The 22,766-nt window shown below is 70.6% G+C and carries 20 protein-coding genes and 2 tRNA genes; 11 read left to right on the forward strand and 11 right to left on the reverse strand.

All coding sequences use genetic code 11. The annotated features are described in order from the left end of the window. Positions 1 to 10 precede the first annotated feature (10 nt). The 7 genes from Sru02f_RS05590 to Sru02f_RS05620 all read right to left on the reverse strand — a co-directional run bounded on the left by Sru02f_RS05590 (position 11) and on the right by Sru02f_RS05620 (position 8,071). Positions 11 to 1,390, reverse strand: a complete 1,380-nt coding sequence (locus tag Sru02f_RS05590; RefSeq protein WP_109032913.1) for an LLM class flavin-dependent oxidoreductase — start codon at positions 1,388 to 1,390, stop codon at positions 11 to 13. Continuing rightward, entirely contained in the window at positions 1,390 to 2,121 is a 732-nt protein-coding gene (locus tag Sru02f_RS05595; protein ID WP_109032914.1) for an ABC transporter ATP-binding protein, read from the reverse strand. The genes Sru02f_RS05590 and Sru02f_RS05595 overlap by 1 nt, the downstream gene beginning before the upstream one ends. Then, on the reverse strand, positions 2,097 to 2,951 hold the full coding sequence (locus Sru02f_RS05600; RefSeq protein ID WP_109032915.1) for an ABC transporter permease: 855 nt from the start codon (positions 2,949 to 2,951) through the stop codon (positions 2,097 to 2,099). The genes Sru02f_RS05595 and Sru02f_RS05600 overlap by 25 nt, the downstream gene beginning before the upstream one ends. Further along, positions 2,948 to 4,012 carry an ABC transporter substrate-binding protein gene (locus tag Sru02f_RS05605; protein WP_109032916.1) on the reverse strand — a complete coding sequence of 355 codons (1,065 nt, stop codon included), beginning with the start codon at positions 4,010 to 4,012 and terminating at the stop codon, positions 2,948 to 2,950. Before Sru02f_RS05605 ends, Sru02f_RS05600 begins: the two co-directional genes overlap by 4 nt. Positions 4,013 to 4,249: 237 nt before the next feature. After that, a complete protein-coding gene (locus Sru02f_RS05610; RefSeq protein WP_109032917.1) occupies positions 4,250 to 5,449 on the reverse strand; it encodes an ROK family protein in 1,200 nt (399 codons plus the stop codon). 447 nt (positions 5,450 to 5,896) lie between these two features. Next, on the reverse strand, positions 5,897 to 6,538 hold the full coding sequence (locus Sru02f_RS05615) for a superoxide dismutase (RefSeq protein ID WP_109032918.1): 642 nt from the start codon (positions 6,536 to 6,538) through the stop codon (positions 5,897 to 5,899). A gap of 147 nt (positions 6,539 to 6,685) precedes the next feature. After that, positions 6,686 to 8,071: an amino acid permease gene (locus Sru02f_RS05620; RefSeq protein WP_109032919.1), complete on the reverse strand. Its 1,386-nt coding sequence runs from the start codon at positions 8,069 to 8,071 to the stop codon at positions 6,686 to 6,688. A 390-nt stretch (positions 8,072 to 8,461) separates the two neighbouring features. On the opposite strand from Sru02f_RS05620, the gene Sru02f_RS05625 reads away from it, so the two are divergent. Continuing rightward, complete coding sequence (locus Sru02f_RS05625; RefSeq protein ID WP_167469637.1) at positions 8,462 to 9,043, forward strand: biotin transporter BioY; 582 nt, start codon at positions 8,462 to 8,464, stop codon at positions 9,041 to 9,043. Between the two features lie 77 nt (positions 9,044 to 9,120). Here Sru02f_RS05625 and Sru02f_RS05630 read toward each other — a convergent pair whose 3' ends face one another. Beyond that, the gene (locus Sru02f_RS05630) at positions 9,121 to 10,566 is read right to left on the reverse strand and encodes an amino acid permease (RefSeq protein WP_109032920.1); all 1,446 of its coding nucleotides are present in this window, start codon (positions 10,564 to 10,566) and stop codon (positions 9,121 to 9,123) included. Positions 10,567 to 10,774: 208 nt separating this feature from the next. On the opposite strand from Sru02f_RS05630, the gene Sru02f_RS05635 reads away from it, so the two are divergent. Then, positions 10,775 to 11,260 carry a ribose-5-phosphate isomerase gene (locus Sru02f_RS05635; protein WP_109032921.1) on the forward strand — a complete coding sequence of 162 codons (486 nt, stop codon included), beginning with the start codon at positions 10,775 to 10,777 and terminating at the stop codon, positions 11,258 to 11,260. Between the two features lie 120 nt (positions 11,261 to 11,380). Next, positions 11,381 to 12,223 carry an Fpg/Nei family DNA glycosylase gene (locus Sru02f_RS05640; RefSeq protein ID WP_109032922.1) on the forward strand — a complete coding sequence of 281 codons (843 nt, stop codon included), beginning with the start codon at positions 11,381 to 11,383 and terminating at the stop codon, positions 12,221 to 12,223. 10 nt (positions 12,224 to 12,233) lie between these two features. Here the strand turns inward: Sru02f_RS05640 and Sru02f_RS05645 are convergent, their stop codons facing one another. Further along, entirely contained in the window at positions 12,234 to 13,514 is a 1,281-nt protein-coding gene (locus Sru02f_RS05645; RefSeq protein ID WP_239106862.1) for a GNAT family N-acetyltransferase, read from the reverse strand. A 162-nt stretch (positions 13,515 to 13,676) separates the two neighbouring features. Here Sru02f_RS05645 and Sru02f_RS05650 point away from each other — a divergent pair, with 162 nt between their 5' ends. Further along, positions 13,677 to 14,864, forward strand: coding sequence for a PP2C family protein-serine/threonine phosphatase (locus tag Sru02f_RS05650; RefSeq protein ID WP_109032923.1), 1,188 nt, complete (start codon positions 13,677 to 13,679; stop codon positions 14,862 to 14,864). A 23-nt stretch (positions 14,865 to 14,887) separates the two neighbouring features. Next, positions 14,888 to 15,373, forward strand: a complete 486-nt coding sequence (locus Sru02f_RS05655) for an HD domain-containing protein (RefSeq protein ID WP_109032924.1) — start codon at positions 14,888 to 14,890, stop codon at positions 15,371 to 15,373. 10 nt (positions 15,374 to 15,383) lie between these two features. Here the strand turns inward: Sru02f_RS05655 and Sru02f_RS05660 are convergent, their stop codons facing one another. Then, positions 15,384 to 16,553: an acyltransferase family protein gene (locus Sru02f_RS05660; protein WP_109032925.1), complete on the reverse strand. Its 1,170-nt coding sequence runs from the start codon at positions 16,551 to 16,553 to the stop codon at positions 15,384 to 15,386. 622 nt (positions 16,554 to 17,175) lie between these two features. Here Sru02f_RS05660 and Sru02f_RS05665 point away from each other — a divergent pair. Next, a complete protein-coding gene (locus Sru02f_RS05665) occupies positions 17,176 to 17,370 on the forward strand; it encodes a hypothetical protein (RefSeq protein WP_003976178.1) in 195 nt (64 codons plus the stop codon). Between the two features lie 113 nt (positions 17,371 to 17,483). Here Sru02f_RS05665 and Sru02f_RS05670 read toward each other — a convergent pair. After that, positions 17,484 to 17,554, reverse strand: a tRNA-Gly gene (locus Sru02f_RS05670). 163 nt (positions 17,555 to 17,717) lie between these two features. Between Sru02f_RS05670 and Sru02f_RS05675 the strand changes: the two genes are divergently transcribed. From Sru02f_RS05675 to clpX, 5 genes are all read left to right on the forward strand, one after another. Further along, positions 17,718 to 17,794: transfer RNA gene (locus Sru02f_RS05675), tRNA-Pro, on the forward strand. Positions 17,795 to 17,961: 167 nt separating this feature from the next. After that, a complete protein-coding gene (gene tig, locus Sru02f_RS05680; protein ID WP_109032926.1) occupies positions 17,962 to 19,368 on the forward strand; it encodes a trigger factor in 1,407 nt (468 codons plus the stop codon). 331 nt (positions 19,369 to 19,699) lie between these two features. After that, positions 19,700 to 20,305, forward strand: coding sequence for an ATP-dependent Clp protease proteolytic subunit (locus Sru02f_RS05685; protein ID WP_030186848.1), 606 nt, complete (start codon positions 19,700 to 19,702; stop codon positions 20,303 to 20,305). A gap of 50 nt (positions 20,306 to 20,355) precedes the next feature. After that, entirely contained in the window at positions 20,356 to 21,066 is a 711-nt protein-coding gene (locus Sru02f_RS05690) for an ATP-dependent Clp protease proteolytic subunit (RefSeq protein ID WP_076974315.1), read from the forward strand. 191 nt (positions 21,067 to 21,257) lie between these two features. Next, positions 21,258 to 22,544 carry an ATP-dependent Clp protease ATP-binding subunit ClpX gene (clpX, locus tag Sru02f_RS05695; RefSeq protein ID WP_007449827.1) on the forward strand — a complete coding sequence of 429 codons (1,287 nt, stop codon included), beginning with the start codon at positions 21,258 to 21,260 and terminating at the stop codon, positions 22,542 to 22,544. The last annotated feature ends 222 nt before the right edge of the window (positions 22,545 to 22,766 follow it).

The raw sequence follows: 22,766 nt of genomic DNA on the forward strand, positions 1-22,766 counted from the left end.
GGTTCCTCTCTCAGATGCGGGTGAGTGCGGCCGGTGCCGGTGCCCCGGCCGCGGCCGGGTCGGTGGCCTCGGTGACGTACTGGTTGCGGGGCCGGGGCAGTCCGTAGCGCTCGCGCAGGGTCTGCCGGGGCCCGTACGCGGTGCGCAGCAGTCCGCGCTCGCGCAGGACCGGGACGACGTGGTCCACGAAGGTCTCCAGGCCCGAGGGCAGTACCGGCGGCATGATGTTGAAGCCGTCGGCCGCGCCCTGCGTGAACCACGACTCGATCCGGTCGGCCACCTGCTCCGGTGTCCCGGTGAAGGTCAGGTGGCCGCGCCCGCCGCCCAGCCGCCCGATCAGCCGCCGCACGGTCAGGCGCTCGCGCCGGGCCAGCTCCACGATCAGCGTGTAGCGGCTCTTGGCGCCCTCGATGGCGCTCTCCGGCGGCAGGTCGTCCGGGAGCGGACCGTCCAGGTCCAGGGTGCCGGGCTCCAGCCGCAGCAGGTCCTCCAGGCGCCGCACGCCGTGCGCGGGCACGATGTGGTCGTCCAGGATCCGCTCCGCGGCGCGCGCCTCCGCCTCGGTGGAACCGAGCACCGGGACGATGCCCGGCAGCACCTTGAGGTGCCCGGGGTCGCGCCCCGCGAGCCGGGTGCGGGACTTGACGTCGGCGTAGAAGGCCTGCGCGTCCCCGAGCGTCTGCTGCGCGGTGAAGACCGCCTCCGCGTACCGGGCCGCGAAGGCCTTGCCGTCCGTCGAGGACCCGGCCTGCACCAGCAGCGGGTAGCCCTGCGGGGTGCGGGGCACGTTGAGCGCGCCCTCGACGCTGAAGTACGTCCCCTTGTGGCGCGGCGGATGGACGCGGGCGTCGTCGCCCCACACGCCGGCCGCCTTGTCGGCGAGGACCGCGTCGTCCTCCCAGCTGTCCCACAGCTTCAGTGCCACGTCCAGGAACTCGGCGGCACGGGCGTAGCGTTCGGCGTGCGCGGGCTCGGCGTCCAGGCCGAAGTTGCGGGCCGCCTCGGCCCCCGCGGTGGTGACGATGTTCCAGCCGGCCCGGCCGCCGCTGACGATGTCCAGCGAGGCGAACCTGCGGGCCAGGTTGTAGGGCGAGTTGTAGGACGTGGACGCGGTCGCGATCAGCCCGATGTGCTCGGTCGCGGTGGCCAGCGCCGTCAGGAGGGTGAGCGGTTCCAGCGCGCCGGCCGGCCGCTGCGCGAGGTCGCTCCACAGCTGCGGGCCGTCGGCGAGGAACAGCGAGTCGAACGTGCCCCGTTCGGCGGTCCGGGCCAGCTTCACGTAGTGCGCGAGACTCACGTGCGCGTACGGGTCGCTCTCCGGCAGCCGCCAGGACGCCTCGTGGTGACCGGTGTTCATCAGGAACGCGTTCAGATGCAGTCGGCGGGTCATCAGTGGTCCTCCGTCACACCGAGGGCGGCCAGCAGCCGCTCCCGGTACTCGCCCAGCTTCGGCTCCCGGTAGGAGCGCGGATGGGGGCGGTCGATGGTCAGGTCGAGGCCGATACGGCCGTTCTCCAGCACCAGCACCCGGTCGGCGAGCACGATCGCCTCGTCGACGTCGTGGGTGACCAGCAGCACCGTGGGCCGGTGGCGCTTCCACAGCTCCCGCAGCAGGCCGTGCATCCTGATCCGGGTCAGGGCGTCCAGCGCGCCGAACGGCTCGTCGGCGAGCAGCAGTTGCGGCTCCCGCACCAGGGCCCGGGCCAGCGCCGCCCGCTGGGCCTCGCCGCCGGACAGCTCCCCGGGCCAGGCCCGTTCGCGCCCCGCGAGACCGACCTCGGCCAGGGCGGCCCGGCCGCGCCCGGCGGCCTCCTTGCCCTCCGCGCCGAGCAGCACGTTGTCCAGCACCCGGGACCAGGGCAGCAGCCGGGAGTCCTGGAACACCACCGACACCCGCTCCGGTGCCGACAGCCGGCCGTCGCCCTCGACGCCGTGGTCCAGTCCGGCCACGGCCCGCAGCAGCGTGCTCTTGCCGGAGCCGCTGTGCCCCAGCAGCGCCGTGAACTGGCCCGCGGGCAGTTCGAGGTCGATGCCGTCGAGCACCGTACGGCCCTTGAACGACCTGGTCAGACCGTGTAGCCGGACGGCCGGACGGGTCAGCTGCTCAGTGTGCGTCGCCACGACAGCACCCTCCGCTCGATCAGACGGACCACGCTGTCGGAGACCAGGCCGAAGACGCCGTAGATCAGCAGGCCGACGAGGATCACGTCCGTCTGGCCGTAGTTCTGGGCCTGGAACATCATGTAGCCGAGGCCGCTGGTGGCATTGATCTGCTCCAGCACCACCAGGCCCAGCCAGGAACCGGTGACACCGAGCCGGAGCCCCACGAAGAAGCCGGGCAGCGAGCCGGGGATGACCACCCGGCGGATGAACCGCAGCCGGGACAGCCCCTGCACCTCGGCCAGTTCGACGTAGCGGCTGTCGATGCCGGACAGCGCGGCGTGCGTGTTCAGGTACATCGGGATGTACACGACGATCGCGATGATGGCGATCTTGAAGGTCTCCCCGATGCCCAGCCACAGGATGAACAGCGGGATCAGGCCCAGCGTCGGGACGGCCCGGTTGAGCTGCACCGTCCCGTCGATCAGGGCGTCGCCCACCCGGCTGAGCCCGGCGGCCAGCGCCAGCAGCACCCCGGCGCCCAGCCCGATCGAGAACCCGGTCGCCGCCCGGCGCAGCGAGGTGACGACGTCGGTCGCGAGCGTCCCGTCCGACCACAGCCGGCCGGCCGTCTCCGCCACCGTCCAGGGCGCCGGGATCGCGCCGGGATCCAGCGCCCCGGCGGCCGAGGCGGCCGTCCACAGGACGACCACCAGCAGCGGACCGGCGAGCCGGGCGGCCGGCCACCGCTTCCCGGGCGAGAGGCGGCGGCGCCTGCGCACCTGGTGGGTGTCCTCGGCGACGGTGACCGCGCTCTCGGCGGTCGCGAGGGTGGTGGTCACGGCGCTCACCTCCGGTACTCCGCCGTCGCGGCCCGCGCCGCGATGGCCTCGAAGCGGCGGTCGAAGAGCTGTGTCACGTCGAACTCCTTCACGAAGCCGCCCTCCGCCAGCAGGTCCGCCGTCTCCTGCTCCCACCTGATCGCCTCGTCCCAGCTCGGCGGGAACAGCGGCTTGTTGGCCAGTTCGGTGACGGCCTCCGCCTGGGCGAGGGTCAGGTTCTGCGTCTTGACGTAGTACTCCCTGTTCCACTGGTCCGGGTGCTCCCACGTCCAGACGAGGCCCTTGACCCACTGCGGGATGTAGGCGGCGACGGCGGCGGCCTTGGCGGGATCGTTCAGTACGGACTGCGGCGCCCACAGCAGGCTGAGCAGGTCGACCACGTCGGTCTCGATGGTGTGCGCGCCCTTGGACCCGTACTGGTTCAGATAGGCGGGCGCCTGGCTGTTGGCGAGCGGGGCGACGTCCACCTGACCGGACTGGAGCGCGGTCAGGAACTGGTTGCTGGTCAGCGGCACCAGTTCGACCTGGTCGTAGTCGAGTCCCGCCTTCTTGAGCGCCCGCAGCAGCACGACGCCCTGCGCCTGCCCCTGCGAGAAGGCCAGCTTCCTGCCCTCGAAGTCGGCCGGGGTGCGAATGTCGCTGCCGGGCTTCGTCGCGAACAGGTAGTTCGGTTTACGGGTGAGGTTGACGGCGACGATCCTCGCCTTGAAACCCTGGTAGTAGGCCTGGATCGGCGGAATACCCGCATTGTTGGCGAGGTCCAGGGAGTCCGCCCGGAAAGCGTTGATGACGTCCGGCCCCGCACCGATGTTCAGCCAGTCCGACACCTTGAACGGAACCGTCAGCCGGGCCAGTTCGAACTGGATTTGCTGAGTGTTCTGATAAGAGGAGATCTTCAGGCTGGTGCCCTCGGGCACCGTGTCGGAGAGCGGAGCGGTGGAGGCGCCCTCCGTCTCGGCGGCGGCACTGCCGCCGGCGCAGCCGCCGAGCCCGGCGACGGCTGCCGAAGCACCGATCAGCGAGGTGAGGAAGAGACGGCGGTCAATGCCTGTGGCAGGCGGAGAGGGCATGGGAGAACTCCCTGATCTCATACGGACGGGAAACGGCGGCAGCCGGCAAGACGGGACGGCACAGCAAGGTGGTGCCGGGCAGTGAGGCATGCGGAATTCCGGTGTCGGAAAAGGGAATTCACGCAGCGGGATACGCGCTCCGGGCGCGCCGGGGCGTCAGCAACAGAGGGTGCGACAGCTCATGGGGTGAATGCTTCCGGTCAGCGGTGATCCGTGTCAACATTCCGAGGCGCTGAATTAATTAGCCTCAGGTGAGGCGCCCAGCGGATCCCGGTACAGCACGTCCAGGACGACCGAGCCACCCGCGACGGCCGGCACGGATTCGGGAAAACTCGTCGGGAAGACGGTCGCCGCGCGTTCCGTGCCGACCTCCTCGCGCAGCGCCGCCAGGCAGTCCGTGCGGTGCGTGGCGCCGATCTCGGTCACCACCACCGTCTCCGGGTTGAGGACGTCCGCCAGCAGCCCCGCCGCCCGCCCGGTGGCCCGCGACCGCTCCAGCAGCAGCGCGGCGGCCAGCGGGTCACCGGCGTTCGCCGCGGCCAGCACGTGCCGCGGATCGGCCCCGTCGGTGATCCCGGCCGCGCGGGCCCGGCGGCACAGGGTCCGCTCGCTCAACTCCGCCTGGAGGCAGCCGGTACGCCCGCACGCGCACGGCTCGCTGCCGCCCGGCACCGGCAGATGTGCGATGGAGCCCGCCTGCGAACGCGGACCGTGGTGCACCTCGTCGTGCGTGGCGAAGGCCGCGTCGACCACGTTGCCGACGAACAGGTGCAGCACGCTCCCGCCGCCCCGCGCCCGCCCGAACAGCCGCTCACCGTTGACCAGCGCCCGGGCGTGCCCGTCGACGTGGACGGGCAGCCCGGTGTGCGCGCCGAGCACCTCCCGCACCGGTACGTCCCGCCAGCCCAGCAGCTCGTGCTCGACGATCACGCCGCAGTCCCGGTCGACCCAGCCGCCGGCCGCGAACCCCACCCCGAGCGGTCGGGCGTCGCGGACCTCGGCCAGCATCGCCGCCAGTGCCTCGGCCGCGCGGGGCAGCACCCACCGCGGAGCGGTGCGCTCGTGCTTCAGCTCCCGCTGCCGCAGCACCCGGCCGCGCAGGTCGAGCAGCGCGACCGTGGTGTGGGGGACGGCCACGTGCATTCCGCCGACGACGAACCGCGAGTCGTCGAGGTCCAGGGGCACGTGCGGACGGCCCACCCCCTTCGACCGCCGGGGCGGCTCGGCCTCGCGGACCAGCCCGAGCCGGGTGAAGCGGGCGCAGTAGTCCGTCACGGACGCCGGGGACAGCCCGGTCAGCCGGGCGATGGTGCTGCGCGCCACGGGCCCGTGCTCGAGCACGGAGCGCAGCACCACACCGGCGGTGGCCCGCCGCCGGTCGCGGTCGGCGCCGCGCGGTACGGGGGAAGCGATCAGGGTTGCCGCGGTACGGGGCATGGGGTGGGTCTCCTCCGGAACGGGTCCGACACTGCGCCGTCTGAACGGACGGAGGCGCGCCGGGTCCATCCCGCCCGCCTCACGGATCTGCTGACTCGTTCGCCGGGGGCACCCGTGTGGTGGTGCCCCGTCAGCTCACGCGAGGACGGCGACAGGTGGCGGTGCCCTGGCGTCGCAGGTCGACATAGCGACGCGACGTGAAGTTCCGGGCCTGGGCAACCATGTGCTCGAAGCTAGCAAAACGCCACCGCCCTGCCCAGACGGCGACCGACGGGCGAGACGGGGAGCGCCGTCCGGCGAGACGGAGGGTGCCTTCCGGCGAGCCGGAGGGCACCGGCAGGCATGACAGAAGGCCCCCGCGAGTCACGTCCTCGCGGGGGCTTTCCTCATTCCGCCCGCCCGGTGAAGGTTGAGAAGACGATCACGAGGCAGGACGACTCAAGGGGCTCAGGGGGCCAGCAGCAGCGTGTTGCTGCGGGACTTGGCGGCCTCGTAGCGCCTGGCCACGTCCTGCCAGTTGACGACGGCCCACATGGCGTCGATGAAGTCGACCTTCTGGTTCTTGTACTGCAGGTAGAAGGCGTGCTCCCAGGCGTCGAAGACCAGGATCGGGGTGGAGCCCTGGCCGACGTTGCCCTGGTGGTCGTAGATCTGCTCGACGATCAGCCGGCCGCTCAGCGGCTCGTAGGCCAGCACGCCCCAGCCCGAGCCCTGGGTGGTCGCGGCGGCCTTGGTGAGCTGCGCCCGGAATCCGGCGAAGGAGCCGAAGGACTCGGCGATCGCGTCGGCCAGCTCGCCCACGCCGTCCTTGTCCAGGGGCTCGCCGCCGCCGTCACCGGTCATGTTGTGCCAGTAGATCGAGTGCAGGATGTGGCCGGAGAGGTGGAAGGCCAGGTTCTTCTCCAGGCCGTTGATCGAGCCCCACGTCTCCTTGTCCCGCGCCTCGGCGAGCTGCTCCAGCGTGTCGTTGGCGCCCTTGACGTACGCGGCGTGGTGCTTGTCGTGGTGCAGCTCGATGATCTCGGGACTGATCACGGGAGCCAGCGCGGAGTAGTCGTACGGCAGTTCAGGAAGCGTGTAGACGGACATGGCGGATCCCCTCCGACCTCTTATTGCAAAAAGCTTGCAAGTGCACGCTAGCAGCAAGAGGCTCGGGAGGGGTGGCGGGGCGGACCCGGCGCACACGAACGGGCCCCCCGCACGCCTTCGTGCGGGGGGCCCTCGTGATCAATGCACCTAGCCGCGGGCCGTATCCCGCCGCTGCCGGGCGTAGCCGACGGCCGCCAGGACCAGCGTCATCCCGCCCGTCGAGTACAGCTGCACCCGGGTGTCCGGCTCGCGGGCCATCAGGACGAACACCGCGGCCATGCCCGCCAGCGCCACCCAGGTCAGCCACGGGAAGGCCCACATGCGCACGACCAGCTTCTCGGGCGCCTCCCGCTCCAGGTGGCGGCGCAGCCGCAGCTGCGAGGCGGCGATGAAGATCCAGACGACCAGGATGACCGCGCCGATCATGTTCAGCAGCCAGGAGAAGACGTCGTCCGGCCGCCAGTAGCTGAGCAGCACGCAGCCGAAGCCGAAGAGGGAGGAGACCAGCACCGCGACCCGCGGCACCCCGCCCGACACCCGGCCCAGCACCTTCGGTCCCTGCCCCCGCTCGACCAGCGAGTAGCCGATGCGTGAGGCCCCGTAGATGTTGGCGTTCATCGCGCTCAGCAGCGCCACCAGCACCACGATGTTCATGAGCTGCCCCGCGCCCGGGATGCCCAGCTCGTCGAGGGCCGCCACGTACGGGCCCTTCTCGACGACCTCGGGGGAGTCCCACGGGACCAGGGTCACGATGACCGCCATCGAGCCGATGTAGAACAGCGCGATGCGCCACATCGCCGTCCGCACGGCGCTCGCCACGCCCCTGACCGGGTTCTCCGACTCGGCCGCCGCGATGGTCACCGTCTCCAGACCGCCGTAGGCGAACACCGAGGCGAGCAGGCCGATGATCAGGCCGTTGCCGCCGTGGGGCAGGAAGTCGCCCAGGTGGGAGGTGCCGGGGGAGTCGGTGCCCGGCAGGATCCCGCAGATCGCCAGCACGCCCAGCACCAGGAACAGCGAGATCGCGCCGACCTTGAGCGCGGCGAACCAGAACTCGAACTCGCCGAAGTTCTTCACGGCGGCCAGGTTCGTCCCGCAGAACACCACCATGAACAGCGCCACCCACGCCCACTCGGGCGTGCCCGGCAGCCAGCCGTGCACGATCTGCGCCGCGCCGATGCCCTCGAGCCCGACGGCCGTGCACAGCAGCACCCAGAACGCCCAGCCCGCGGTGAATCCGGCCCACGGGCCGATCGCCCGCTCGGCGTGCGCGGAGAAGGAGCCTGAGGAGGGATACGCGGCGGACATCTCGCCCAGCATCCGCATCACCAGCATCACGAGGAGGCCGGAGACGGTGTAGGCGACGACGATCGAGGGCCCCGCGGCGGCGATACCGGCGCCGGAGCCGACGAACAGCCCGGCCCCGATCACCCCGCCGAGGGCGATCATCGACAGGTGGCGCTGCTTGAGGCCGTGGGAGAGGGCGGCGTCCGCCGGCTGCCGGGGCGCCTTGGCGGTGGTGCTGTTGGACATGGAGCGGCTCGTCCAATGCGTGGGGGGACGGGGGGAAGTGGGGTGCGGGGAGGTCGGGTGCGGGGAAGTGGGGGCTGGGCAGGGCAAAAGCGCCCACAGTTTCCGGTCTCGCGCCGCCCGGCGACAGCGGCGGCCCACGATGCGGACGGACCGGATACGGAACGCGATCATCCGAATACGGCGTTCCGCATGCCGGCGTACCCGGGTGACGCCCGCCTCACCCCCTCGGTGACCGGTCTCACCCGAGTCCGTGTGTATCCCGCGGTCTTTGTCGGGAGCCCACCAAGTCCACGAGCGGGCCTTTGTCGTGCGCCCCTGGTGATCGGTCCCGCCCGCTGGGATAGCGTCGCGGTGTCCGACATGTCCACACCACCCCACCGCGGAGTCCCCATGAGCACCGCTGCCGTCCCCGCCCGATCCGGGCAGGTCCTCGCCGACCTCATCCCCTCATCCCGAGTCCGGGACGTCGCGCTCGTGGCGGGCGGTGCCGTGCTCACCGGCATCGCGGCCCAGATCGCGGTGCCCGTGCCCGGTTCCCCGGTGCCGGTGACCGGCCAGACCTTCGCGGCACTGCTCGTCGGCACCTCGCTCGGCGCCCGCCGCGGCCTGCTCTCCCTCGCGCTCTACGCCCTGGTCGGCATGGCGGGCGTGCCGTGGTTCGCCGAGGGCGGCTCCGGCACCGCCGCCCCCTCCCTCGGCTACGTCTTCGGCATGCTGCTCGCCGCCACGGTCGTGGGCGCCCTGGCCCGCCGCGGCGCCGACCGCTCGGTGCTGCGCACGGCCGGCACGATGCTGCTCGGCGAGGCGATCATCTACGCCGTCGGCGTGCCGTACCTGGCCCTCGCCGCCGACATGTCCCTCACCGCCGCGATCGCGGCCGGCCTCACCCCGTTCCTGATCGGCGACGCGCTGAAGGCCGCGCTGGCGATGGGCGTCCTGCCCACCGCGTGGAAGCTGGTCGACAAGCGGTAACCGGCGCGGGCCCATACGAAGAGGCTCGCCGGAGCGCGACAGCGCCCCGGCGAGCCTCTTCCGTTTCCCCGCGAAGGTCAGCCCTTCGCGGCGTCGGTCTTCCGCGTCGCGGTGATCCGCTGCTTGACGAGGGCGACGGCGACGACGAGCGCGGCGACGAGCAGCGACAGCAGCACGGTGCTGCGCCCGTCGTGCTCGGTGTCGGTCAGCATGTAGCCGAGCACGAAGACGATGACCGCGGCGGCCGCCCAGGTCAGGTACGGGTACAGCCACATCCGCACGATCAGCTTCTCCGGCGCCTCGGCCTGGATGATCTTCCGCAGGCGCAGTTGCGAGAAGCAGATGGCCAGCCAGACGAAGAGGGCCACGGCGCCCGAGGAGTTGAGCAGGAAGAGGAAGACCGTGTCGGGGAACTTGTAGTTGAAGAAGACCGCGACGAAGCCGAAGACGACGGACGACAGGATCGCCGTCTGCGGCACCCCGCGCCGGGTGGTCCGGGCGAACGCCTTCGGCGCGTCCCCGCGCTGACCGAGCGAGAAGGCCATGCGCGAGGCGGTGTAGAGCCCGGAGTTCAGACAGGACAGCACGGACGTCAGCACGATGAAGTTCATGATCTCGCCGGCGTTCGGGATCCCGAGCGAGTCCAGCGCGGCGACGTAGGAGCCCTGGTCGACGATCGACCGCGAGTCCCAGGGCAGCAGCGCGACCACGACGAAGATGGACCCGAGGTAGAAGACGGCGATGCGCCAGATGATGCTGTTGGTCGCCTTGGTGACGGCCCGCTGCGGGTCCTCGGACTCACCGGCGGCGAGCGTGGGGATCTCGCTGCCCATGAACGAGAAGACGACGAGCAGTACGCCGGTGAGAACGGCCCCGGCCCCGTGCGGCAGGAACCCGCCGTGCTCGGTGAGGTTCCCGAGTCCAGCCTGGTCGCTGTCCACGCCGGGCAGCACCCCGAAGACGGCCAGCCCGCCGACGACGATGAACGCGGCGATGGCGACGACCTTGATCCCGGCGAACCAGAACTCGAACTCGCCGTAGGAGCCGACGGAGGCGAGGTTGGTGGCGGTGAGCACGACCATCACGATCAGCGCCCAGCCCCACTGCGGCACGGCGGGGATCCACCCTTCCAGGATCTTGGCCCCGGCGGTGGCCTCCACGGCCAGCACCACGACCCAGAAGAACCAGTAGAGCCAGCCGATGGAGAACCCGGCCCAGGGGCCGAGCGCGCGGTCGGCATGTGCGGAGAACGAGCCCGAGGTCGGATTGGCGGCCGACATCTCCCCGAGCATCCGCATCACCAGCACCACGAGCGTGCCGACGAGGGCGTACGAGAGGAGGATGCCGGGTCCCGCGGTGGCGATTCCCGAACTGGAACCCACGAACAGCCCGGCTCCGATGACGCCGCCGATGGCGATCATCGAAAGGTGGCGGTTCTTGAGTCCGGCCTGAAGGCCGGAGCCGGGTCCGGAGGGGCCCGCGGGCCCTTCCTCGGGCTTGGTCAAGGTCGGCTGCGAAGTCATGGGGGGAGGGTTTCCTTTGCGCCGGTCGAGCACTTTCCCGTACGAGCGGTGTACGAGCCGGACCAGTGAAACGGAGGCGAACGAATTCAGGAACCTTTGAATCCGGATCGTTACTTGAGCTTTCCCTGAGCTTTTAAAGCTTCACAAGTCGTTTTCCCAGGCGCGACCCGAAGCGTCCACCGCTTGGCGCGCGTGTCACACTCGACGCATGCGCGTGTATCTCGGCTCGGACCATGCGGGCTTCGAACTCAAGAACCACCTCGTCGAGTGGCTCGCGGCGGCGGGTCACGAGCCCGTCGACTGCGGTCCGCACATCTACGACGCCCAGGACGACTACCCGCCCTTCTGCCTGCGCGCCGCCGAGCGCACGGCCGCGGACCAGGGCGCCCTCGGCATCGTGATCGGCGGTTCCGGCAACGGCGAGCAGATCGCGGCGAACAAGGTGAAGGGCGTGCGCGCGGCGCTGGCCTGGAGCGAGGAGACGGCGTCGCTGGGCCGCCAGCACAACAACGCCAACGTCGTCGCGGTCGGCGCCCGCATGCACACGCAGGAGGAGGCGACGAAGTTCGTCGAGACCTTCCTCGGCACCCCGTTCTCCGGCGACGAACGCCACATCCGCCGCATCGACATGCTCACGGCCTACGAGACGACGGGCGACCTCCCCCCGGTCCCGCCCCACCACCCGCAGCAGTAGGACCCCCGCAGCAGCACCCTCCGCAGTAGCACCCCGAACCCCCGACCGCCCTGCCGCCCCCCACCGCACGAGCACCGGGGGCGGCACCGGCCTCGCGGGCCGGGCGAAAGGACACCGCACGTGCCAGAGGGGCACACGATCCACCGGCTGGCCCAGGACTACACCGCGGCCTTCGCCCGCACGGCAGTCCGCGTCACCAGCCCGCAGGGCAAGTTCGCCGACTCGGCCGCCCTTCTCGACGGCACCGTCCTGACCACCGCCGACGCCCACGGCAAGCACCTCTTCCTCGGCTTCGGCGCAGCCGGGAACGCGGCGGAGGACGCCGCCGAGAACCCCGTCTGGGTCCACATCCACCTCGGCCTCTTCGGCAAGGTCGCCTTCGGCCCGGCCCCCGCGCCCCCGCCCACGGACACCGTCCGCCTGCGCCTGGCCAACGACACCGCCTACGTCGACCTCCGCGGCCCCACCACCTGCGCCCTGATCACGGAACCGGAGAAGCGGGCGATACACGACCGCCTCGGCCCCGACCCGCTGCGCCCGGACGCCGACCCCGCGGCCGCCCACCGCCGGATCTCCCGCAGCCGCACCACCATCGCCGCCCTGCTCATGGACCAGAAGGTCATCGCCGGCGTCGGCAACGTCTACCGGGCCGAGGTGCTCTTCCGCCACGGCATCGACCCGTACCGCCCCGGCAAGGACCTCACCCCCGCCGAGTGGGACACCATCTGGCAGGACCTCACCGCCCTGATGCGCGAGGGGGTGCGGAACAACCGCATCGACACCGTCCGCCCCGAGCACACCCCCGAGGCCATGGGCCGCCCGCCCCGCGTCGACGACCACGGCGGCGAGGTCTACGTCTACCGCCGGGCCAACCAGCCCTGCCACCTGTGCGGCGGCCCGATCAGCACGGCCGACCTCGCCGCCCGCAACCTCTTCTGGTGCCCCACCTGCCAGAAACGGTGAGAGTCCGGACTCAGAACCCGTGCGGCAGCCACGGCGCCACGTCCGACCCGAACCCCACCGACGCCTCCGCCAGCGCCCCGGACCGCACCTCGCGCACCCGCCCGGCCGCGCCCAGCGCACCCAGCCGCACACCCCCCAGGTACGCCGCACCCAACTCCCGCACGGACAGCGCCAGATCAGCCCCGTCGGACGTACGCTCGCACGACGCGCCCTTCGCGTCGCCGCTCAGCCGCCAACGCCCCGCGTTCCAGGGGCAGAAGGCGTCCTCGACCTCGAACACCACGTCCACCGGCGCCTGGTAGGTCCGCGCCGCGAGCGCCGCCCCCACGTCCACCAGCCGCACGTACAGCGCGTCCCGCGACTCCGGCCGGCACCGCCGGATGTCCGACACCTGGTACTGCCACGCCTCGTCCACCGGCCGCCCCCGCACCGCCAGCCGGGAGGTCAGGTCGACGTCGTACAGGAACCGCCACAACGCCGCCTCGGTCGCCGGGTCGAGACCCGCCAGGTCGTCGAGGACCACCGTGCCCCCGGCCCCCTCGGGCCCCCAGGCCGGCCGCACCCGGAAGCGCGCGAACCCGGTGACCTCGCCGCCCCGCCGGGCCACGACGCACTGCAGGGGCGAGGCGCCGTCCCGCCCGCTCTCCGGATCCAGCAGCGCCAGCCGCTCCCAGCCGGGCCGCCGGGCCAGCATCCCCGGCCGCCCCGGCACCAGCCGTGCGTACACCGCCTCGCACGCGTCGAGCACGTCGGCGGGCGCCGCGTACCGCAGCCGTACGTCATCCGTACCGGCCGGCACCGACAGCCGGACCCGGCTCGTGTCGATCTCCGCGCTCAGCGAGAAGGTCGCGGCGCCGTATCCGAACCGGCCGTAGATGGCCGGCTCGGAGGCCGTCAGGACCGCCAGCGGCTCGCCCCAGGCCCGTACGTCGTCCAACTGCCGCCGCATCATCGACGTCAGCACGCCCCGGCGCCGGTGCGTGGCGGCGACGCTCACCATCGTCACGCCCGCCGCGCGCACCTGCGCGCCGCCCGGCACGGTCATCCGGAAGTCGAACGACCCCGTCGTTCCGACGCACGCCTCGGCCGCCCCGTCCCCCTCCCAGACGCCGATCGACCGGTCCACCCGCGTCAGCTCCCGGAACAGCTCCAGCTCCTCGGCCGGCTCCGGAACCCCGCCGAAGGCACGGATCAGCGACCCGTACCAGCTGTCCCACTCCTCGCGCCGCAGCACCCGCGGCTGGGTCATCGTCGTCGTCACGCCGCCGTCATCACCTGTGGACCGTTCCATACGGCATGCGTACCAGGGCGGCACGAGTCGGGCGAGGCAATTTCCGCAGGGGTGCGGCGCGGGAGCCGTTCGTGAAGTTCACTGTGAAGTCCGGTCTCGGACGGGGGATAAGTGGGACCTCCCGTGCCAAGCGGCCGGTCCGATGGATAGGGTCCCGAACTAATGGCAGCAGGACGACAGCGGCGCGCGGAGGCCGAGACGTTCACGGCCCGGTGGAAGAAGCAGTGGCACCGGGCCCGCGTCGGCGTGCGCCGGGCCGCCGTCGACTACTTCCGCGGCGACGGCTCGGACTGGATCGCGCTCGCCGGACTGCTGCTGACGATCCCCGTCATCGCGGCCACCACGATGGCCAACTCCGTGTGGTGCTCGCCCTCCGCGCTGGTCATCCCGATCGTCGCGGGCGGCCTGCTGCTGCGCCCGGCGAGCCTGCTCGGCCTGTACGCCGCGGCGGCCACCGCGCTGATCGTGGAGTCGGTGCAGCTCGGCCCGTACACCGAGGGACCGTCGCGGGTCACCCCCGGCGTGGTCCTCGTCGTCGCGGCCTGCGGCTTCTTCGGACTCCTCGTCGCCCAGTTCCGCAGCCGGGTCGGCGTGCCCTGGCGGCGCGGCGGCACCATGCTCTTCGACCTGCGCGAACGCATCCGCGTCCAGAGCAAGCTGCCCAAGCTGCCCAAGGGCTGGCACCGCGAGATGGCGCTGCGCCCGGCCGGCGGCCAGTCCTTCTCCGGCGACTTCGTCGTCGCGGCCCGCACCAACGGCGGCCGGACGCTGGAGGTCGTCCTCACCGACGTCTCCGGCAAGGGCATGGACGCCGCCTCGCGCGCCCTGCTGCTGTCGGGCGCCTTCGGCGGACTGCTGGGCAGCCTGCCCCCGCACGCCTTCCTGCCGGCCGCCAACGGCTACCTGCTGCGCCAGGACTGGGACGAGGGCTTCGCCACCTCCATCCACCTCGTCCTGGACCTCGACTCCGGCGACTACGAGCTGTACTCCGCCGGGCACCCGCCGGGCCTCCAGCTCAGCGCGGGCACCGGCCGCTGGGAGGAGAAGTCCGCCGAGGGGCCGCTGCTCGGCGTGTACGACGGTGCGCAGTTCGACCAGGTGAAGGGCACCCTGCGGCCCGGAGACGTGCTGATGCTGTTCACGGACGGCCTGGTGGAGACCTCCGACCGGGACATCGCCGAGGGCATCGACCGCCTCACCGGCGAGGCCGACCGCTATGTCGCGGGCGGCTTCCACGGCGCGGCCTGGCACCTGATCGAGGCCGTGGCCAAGGACGTCAACGACGACCGGGCGCTGCTGCTGATCTGCCGGGAGGGCCCGACGGCCCAGTCCACGCCGGCCACGGACTGAGGCCCGCCCCGCATACTGGGCCCATGCCGCCCACGCCGCCCGTGCCCCGCGACTCCGGACCGCCCGCCCCGCCGCTCTCCCTGGCCGAGGTCGAGGCCACGGCCCGCGCCGCCCACGCCGGACAGACCGACAAGGCGGGCCGGCCCTACGCCGAGCACCTGCGGGCCGTCGCCGAGGGCGTGCGGCGGCGCGGCGGCGACGACGAGCAGATCGCGGCCGCCTGGCTGCACGACGCCGTGGAGGACGAGGCGCTGACCGAGGGGTGGCTGGCCGAGGCGCCGCTGAGCCGCCGTACCAAGGACATCGTCCTGGCCCTCACCAAGCGGGCGGGGGAGCCGGCCGAGGCGTACGCCGAGCGGATCCTGGCCACCCCCGGCGCGCGGCTGGTCAAGGAGGCGGACCTGGCGCACAACGCCGACCCCGCGCGGCTGGCCGTCCTCGACGCGGCCACCCGCACACGACTGACCGAGAAGTACACGCGGATGCGCGCACTCCTCGGTCAGGGGTGACCCACCGGTTCTAGACGGAGATCTTCTCGCCGCCGGCGTTCGAGGCGGCGGGCTCGGTGGACGTCCCGCCTGTCCCGGTACCGGCTGCCCGGTCCCGCTTCTCACGCCCCCGGGCGGCGTCGCCGGGATCCCGTCCGAAGGCCCAGTCCATCCTCGGTTCGACCACGTACCGCAGGACCCGCTGGACGGGCTTGGTGCACAGCAGGGTGACGGCGGCGGCGCCGAGTACGGTGAGCCCGATCTCGCCGAGCGGCCGGTCCAGGAAGGGCTGCTGGAACCAGCCGGTGTAGTCGCCCTCCTTCACCAGGAAGCCGTGCAGCAGGTAGCCGTAGATCGTGCCGGCGCCGAGCGCGGTGAACCACATGCGCCGGCCGGGCACCCAGGCGAAGAAGCACGCGGTGAGCACCACGGAGCAGCCGAAGAGCGCGAGGGTCAGGACGGGCCCGGACCACCAGGGGGCGCTCGTGTCCTGCACCGAGGCGTTGCGGTAGAACCAGCCGGTCTCCATGCGCGGCACCGACCACCAGGCGATCACCAGCGCCGCCGCGACCACCGGCACGGACCAGATCCGCACCGAACGGCGCCGCACCAGCTGGAAGTGCTCGGGGCGCAGCAGCAGACCCAGCACGAAGCACGGCAGGAACTGCAGCACCCGCTGCATGTTCAGGTCGTTGCCGACGGTGGGCGTCACGGAGGCCAGCGCGGCGATGGCGAGGGCGATCGGGAGCGGCCAACGGAGCGTCTGCCAGAGGGGGGTGGTCAGCCGCCACACGAACAGCGCGCACAGGAACCACAACAGGTAGGTGGGGTCCAGCAGGCTGATGTCGTTGCCCGGGTCCTCGCTGACGCGGCGGTGCAGCGCGTAGGCGACCTCGAAGACGACGTAGGGGACGACGACGCCGGTGATCAGCCGTTTGACGCGCTTGGGGCTCAGGTCGAAACTGCGCGAGAAGTAGCCGGAGATGACGATGAACGCCGGCATGTGGAACGTGTACAGGACCCGGTAGAGGGTCTCCACGGTCCGGTTCCCGTCCAGGATCTGACCCCAGGCGTGGCCCACACCGACCAGGACGATCGCCAGGTACTTGGCGTTGTCGAAGAACGCGTCGCGCTGCCGGCTCGGGCGGGTGCGTGGGGACGGCGACTTCCGGTCGCCGTCGGATCGCAGCGAGCTAGTCATGCAACCCCCCGCCGAAAAACCGGCGAGTAGTCACAGGACCTCGCTGCTCTGGTGGGGGACGAGGCAGCGTAGAACATCTGAGGCACCCTAGCGTTCGCCGTCGCATTCCGTAAAACGCTCGACGTCATTCCCGCATTTCGGGTCTTGGGCACGGTGTGAGTACCGTGCGAGTACCCCTATTCCGTGAACTCGGCCTCCCCGGACGGGTGACGGCCCCCACGCTGAGCGCCCTGTTTGTCCTGACACATCATGACTGAACGGTGCACTTACCGGCTTCATGAGTGATCCTGTGATCTCCCTGTGATCTCCCTGTGGTGATGCTTCCGGCGTACCCGTCGATGTGTCCGCCGCGACAATTCGAAATACCTGCGAACGCGTTGTGTGGGCATGGAAACGAAACGGCTCGAATTTCTCGTTCGAGTGGACCGTCGAAATCGTGTGCGGGAGGCGACGGCGGGCCGCGCCCGCGTGCGCGGGGGAGCGTGCCGCTCACGGAACCGACCGGACGATGTGTCACCTGCCGCATGACGGGGCCCGGTTGGTGGCACGATGGTTCTGGCGGGGGTGTTGCGTTGCCACACCTCCGGGCGGGAGTGCGGACCGACCGAGGGTGTGATCAGTTGTGGCCATTTCACTGTCAGTGGTGCTGCTCTTGGGGATCATCCTGGTGGTGCTGCTGCGGGGAGGGTCGATCAAGGCGGGGCCGGCGGTCGTCGCGGTCCTCTTCGGCTTCTTCCTCGCCTCGACCGGGATGGCCGACGACATCCAACGCTTCCTGGACTCGATAGCGGACACCATCAACTCGATCCAGTTCTAGCCCGCCGCCTCCGAGCCCCGTGCGGTCCGGGCCCCAGTACGGTCCGGGCCTCCCCGGGACCGCACAAAGGCCTCCGGCCCGATCCCTGCGGGACCGGGCCGGAGGCCTCTCGGAGCGGGCGACGGGAATCGAACCCGCGTAGCCAGTTTGGAAGACTGGTGCTCTACCATTGAGCTACGCCCGCACAGCACGCGCCGCAGGTCGGTGACCGCGGCACTGCACGCATCGTAGCGGGTCGTCCCCCCTCGACGCACACCCCTTCCGGTCCGCGCCGGACCTTCGCGGACGCTCGGGAAACTCTGCGGTCCCCGGTGGCCGGCGGCATGTACCCTACGTGTCGCACCAGACGGGGTGTGGCGCAGCTTGGTAGCGCGTCCGCTTTGGGAGCGGAAGGCCGTGGGTTCAAATCCCGCCACCCCGACCATCGACCGACCACCGAGTGATCGCCTTTTGGGCCGTGTAGTCGCTGCCGTTACTATGCAAGCTGCACGCCCGTGTGTCATCAGCGTCTGAAGTCTCCGGGCGGCGAAATTTGCCGGACACTCTGGTTCCGGCAGAACCCAAGAAGTCAGCCACCAAGGAGACCGAACCGTGAAGAGCGCCGTGGAGACCCTGAACCCGACCCGGGTTCGGCTCACTGTCGAGGTGCCCTTCGAGGAGCTCAAGGACAGCCTCGACGCGGCGTACAAGAAGATCAACCAGCAGGTCACGGTGAAGGGCTTCCGCAAGGGCAAGATCCCGGCCCGGGTCATCGACCAGCGGTTCGGCCGCGGTGCGGTGCTGGAGGAGGCGGTCAACGACGCGCTTCCCAAGTTCTACACCGACGCGGTCAACGAGGCCGAGCTGAACCCGCTCGGCCAGCCCGAGGTCGACATCACGGAGCTGAAGGACGGCGAGACGCTGAACTTCACCGCCGAGGTCGACATCCGCCCCTCCATCGAGATCCCGGACTACTCCGGCATCGAGGTCGAGGTCGACGCCGTCGAGGTCACCGACGAGGACGTCGAGAAGTCGGTCGAGCAGCTGCGCGAGCGCTTCGCCTCCACCTCCCCGGTCGAGCGCGCCGCCGCGGACGGCGACGTGCTCACCCTCGACCTGCAGGCCAAGGTCGACGGCGAGGTCCTCGAGGACGGCGTCGCCGACGGTGTGTCCTACACCATCGGCTCCGGCGAGCTGCTGGACGGCATCGACGAGGCCGTGAAGGGCCTGGAGGCCGGTGGCGAGGCCACCTTCACCTCCGAGCTCAAGGGCGGCTCGGCGGCCGGCAAGGAGGCCGAGGTCACCGTCAAGGTCTCCCAGGTCGCCGCGCGCGAGCTGCCCGAGCTGGACGACGACTTCGCGCAGCTCGCGTCGGAGTTCGACACGCTGGAGGAGCTGCAGGCCGACAGCCGCAAGCGCCTCGCCAACATGAAGCAGTACGACCAGGCGACGCAGGCCCAGGAGCGCGTCCTGGACAAGCTGCTCGAGCTGGTCGAGGTCCCGGTCCCCGAGAAGCTCCTCGAGGACGAGATCAACACCCGCAAGCACAACCTCGAGCACCACCAGCTCGGCCAGATGGGCCTCGACCTCGAGAAGTACCTCGAGCTCCAGGGCAAGACCGCCGAGGAGTTCGAGACCGAGACCCGCGAGGCCGCGGTCAAGGGCATCAAGACCCAGTTCGTCCTCGACGAGCTGGTCAAGCAGGAGAAGCTCAACGTCAGCCAGGAAGAGCTGACCGAGCACCTCATGCGCCGTGCCGCCTCCTCCGGCATGTCCCCCGACCAGTTCGCCCAGGCCGTCGTCGAGCAGGGCCAGGTCCCGCTCCTCGTCGGTGAGGTCGCCCGCGGCAAGGCCCTGGCCGCCGTGGTCGAGAAGGCCACGGTCAAGGACACCAACGGCGAGATCGTCGACCTGGACGACGAGGAGGACGAGGAGACGGAGGCCGCCGAGGCCGACGCCCCCGAGGCCGCCGACGCCGAGAAGGCCGACGACAAGGCCGAGGAGAAGACCGAGGGCTGATCCCCTCGCGCCGTCCCCGACGGATGTGAAACGGGCCCCGGACGTTCCTACGCCGGGGCCCTTTCACTTACGGCTGGACAGCGCCGCAAGGGGCGCGGGGAACTGAGCGACCAGCCACCCACGGACCCGCACCCGGCAATGAACAGGCACCGTCACGGCGCTACGCCCGAGGCGAACACCCGCAGAACCGGGATGGCACCGGAGGGTCACCGCGTTAGGGTCCATGAATACGAGGGCAGGGGAGTCCCGGAAAGCGGCTCCAGCCCCGCAGGGAAACGTGAGACGGCCCGGCGCCGTCGTAAGACGAGCAGGTGGATACGTGACGAATCTGATGCCCTCAGCCGCCGGCGAGCCCTCCATCGGTGGCGGCCTCGGCGACCAGGTCTACAACCGACTGCTCGGCGAGCGGATCATCTTCCTCGGCCAGCCGGTCGACGACGACATTGCGAACAAGATCACCGCACAGCTGCTGCTCCTCGCGTCCGACCCGGACAAGGACATCTTCCTGTACATCAACAGCCCGGGCGGTTCGATCACGGCCGGCATGGCGATCTACGACACCATGCAGTACATCAAGAACGACGTGGTGACGATCGCGATGGGTCTCGCGGCCTCCATGGGACAGTTCCTGCTCAGCGCGGGCACCCCCGGCAAGCGCTTCGCGCTGCCGAACGCCGAGATCCTGATCCACCAGCCCTCCGCCGGCCTGGCCGGTTCGGCCTCGGACATCAAGATCCACGCCGAGCGGCTGCTGCACACCAAGCGGCGCATGGCCGAGCTGACCTCCCAGCACACCGGCCAGACGATCGAGCAGATCACCCGCGACTCGGACCGCGACCGCTGGTTCGACGCCTTCGAGGCCAAGGAGTACGGCCTCATCGACGACGTCATCGCCACGGCCGCCGGCATGCCGGGCGGCGGCGGCACGGGCGCCTGAGCCATCCTCCGCCCCGAGCCGACCGCCTCAGCCCCTTTACAGGAGACACTGTGAACGACTTCCCCGGCAGCGGCCTGTACGACCGCATGAACGCCACACAGGACATGCGCGCCGCCTCCCAGGGCCGCTACACCGGCCCCCAGGCCGAGTCCCGCTACGTCATCCCGCGCTTCGTCGAGCGCACCTCGCAGGGCGTGCGCGAGTACGACCCGTACGCGAAGCTCTTCGAAGAGCGCGTGATCTTCCTCGGGGTCCAGATCGACGACGCCTCCGCCAACGACGTCATGGCGCAGCTGCTGTGCCTGGAGTCGATGGACCCCGACCGGGACATCTCGGTCTACATCAACAGCCCCGGCGGCTCCTTCACCGCGCTCACGGCCATCTACGACACGATGCAGTACGTGAAGCCGGACGTCCAGACGGTCTGCATGGGCCAGGCCGCCTCCGCCGCCGCCGTCCTGCTGGCCGCCGGTACGCCGGGCAAGCGCATGGCGCTGCCGAACGCCCGCGTCCTGATCCACCAGCCGTACAGCGAGACGGGCCGCGGTCAGGTCTCCGACCTGGAGATCGCCGCCAACGAGATCCTCCGGATGCGCTCGCAGCTGGAGGAGATGCTGGCCAAGCACTCCACCACGCCGGTCGAGAAGATCCGCGAGGACATCGAGCGCGACAAGATCCTCACGGCCGAGGACGCGCTGAGCTACGGCCTGATCGACCAGATCATCACCACCCGGAAGATGGACAACTCCTCTCTCCGCTAGGCGGGAGGCTGTATCGTCTGCCGCTCCTTGGCACGGTTTGACGCGATTCACGTCAAAGGGAACCGTGCCAAGGGGGGCCCGGACGAGGGGCCCGGCAAGGTACCGTCGGACATAAGGCAGCACCAGGAGTCCGCCCGCCGTTGACGTGACGTCGACGTCCGGGAGTCTCCCAGGCGAAGGGGAAGCACACCGTGGCACGCATCGGTGACGGCGGCGATCTGCTCAAGTGCTCGTTCTGCGGGAAGAGCCAGAAGCAGGTCAAGAAGCTCATCGCAGGGCCCGGTGTGTACATCTGCGACGAGTGCATCGACCTCTGCAACGAGATCATCGAGGAGGAGCTGGCCGAGACCAGCGAGGTGCGCTGGGAGGAGCTTCCCAAGCCCCGCGAGATCTACGAGTTCCTCGAGAGCTACGTGGTCGGTCAGGAAGCGGCCAAGAAGGCCCTCTCCGTCGCGGTGTACAACCACTACAAGCGGGTCCAGGCTGGCGAGAACGGCGGCGCCCAAGGCCGCGAGGACGCCATCGAGTTGGCGAAGTCCAACATCCTCCTGCTGGGCCCCACGGGTTCCGGCAAGACCCTCCTCGCCCAGACCCTCGCCCGCATGCTGAACGTCCCGTTCGCGATCGCCGACGCCACGGCGCTCACCGAGGCGGGGTACGTCGGCGAGGACGTCGAGAACATCCTGCTGAAGCTGATCCAGGCCGCCGACTACGACGTCAAGAAGGCCGAGACCGGGATCATCTACATCGACGAGATCGACAAGGTCGCGCGGAAGAGTGAGAACCCCTCCATCACGCGCGACGTGTCGGGCGAGGGCGTCCAGCAGGCCCTGCTGAAGATCCTGGAGGGCACCACCGCCTCCGTGCCGCCGCAGGGCGGCCGCAAGCACCCGCACCAGGAGTTCATCCAGATCGACACGACGAACGTGCTGTTCATCGTGGGCGGTGCCTTCGCGGGCCTGGAGAAGATCATCGAGGGCCGGGCCGGCGCCAAGGGCATCGGCTTCGGCGCGCAGATCCGCTCCAAGCGGGAGATCGAGTCCAAGGACCAGTTCGAGCAGGTCATGCCGGAGGACCTGGTCAAGTTCGGCATGATCCCCGAGTTCATCGGCCGGCTGCCCGTCATCACCTCCGTCCACAACCTCGACCGCGAGGCGCTCCTCCAGATCCTGGTCGAGCCGCGCAACGCCCTCGTCAAGCAGTACGAGCGCCTCTTCGAACTCGACGGCGTCGAGCTGGACTTCGAGCGCGAGGCCCTGGAGGCCATCGCCGACCAGGCCATCCTCCGCCAGACCGGCGCCCGCGGCCTGCGCGCCATCATGGAGGAAGTCCTCCAGGGCGTCATGTACGAGGTCCCCTCCCGCAAGGACGTAGCCCGCGTCGTCATCACCGCCGACGTGGTCCTCTCCAACGTCAACCCGACGCTGATCCCCCGGGATTCACGGGGCCGGGGCTCGGGCGAGCAGAAGACGGCATAACTCGGACACACGAGAGGCACCCCATCGAGACCTGTGGGGTGCCTCCTTCGTTCGCTGCGCCGGAACCATCGACTTCGCGCTGATCTTCAAAAGGATCCGGACATGCCCGTCCGCCCCGCTGGTGACATGGGCATCTCACCTGGTCTGCTCCTTGTTGACAGGATTGACCAACCTCGTCCTATAGGAGCCGTGGGGACCGCATGAAGCTGAAGCGTGCATTGA

Origin of the sequence: Streptomyces rubrogriseus (assembly GCF_027947575.1) — a bacterium.
In the GTDB taxonomy this organism is placed as follows: Bacteria; Actinomycetota; Actinomycetes; order Streptomycetales; family Streptomycetaceae; genus Streptomyces; species Streptomyces rubrogriseus.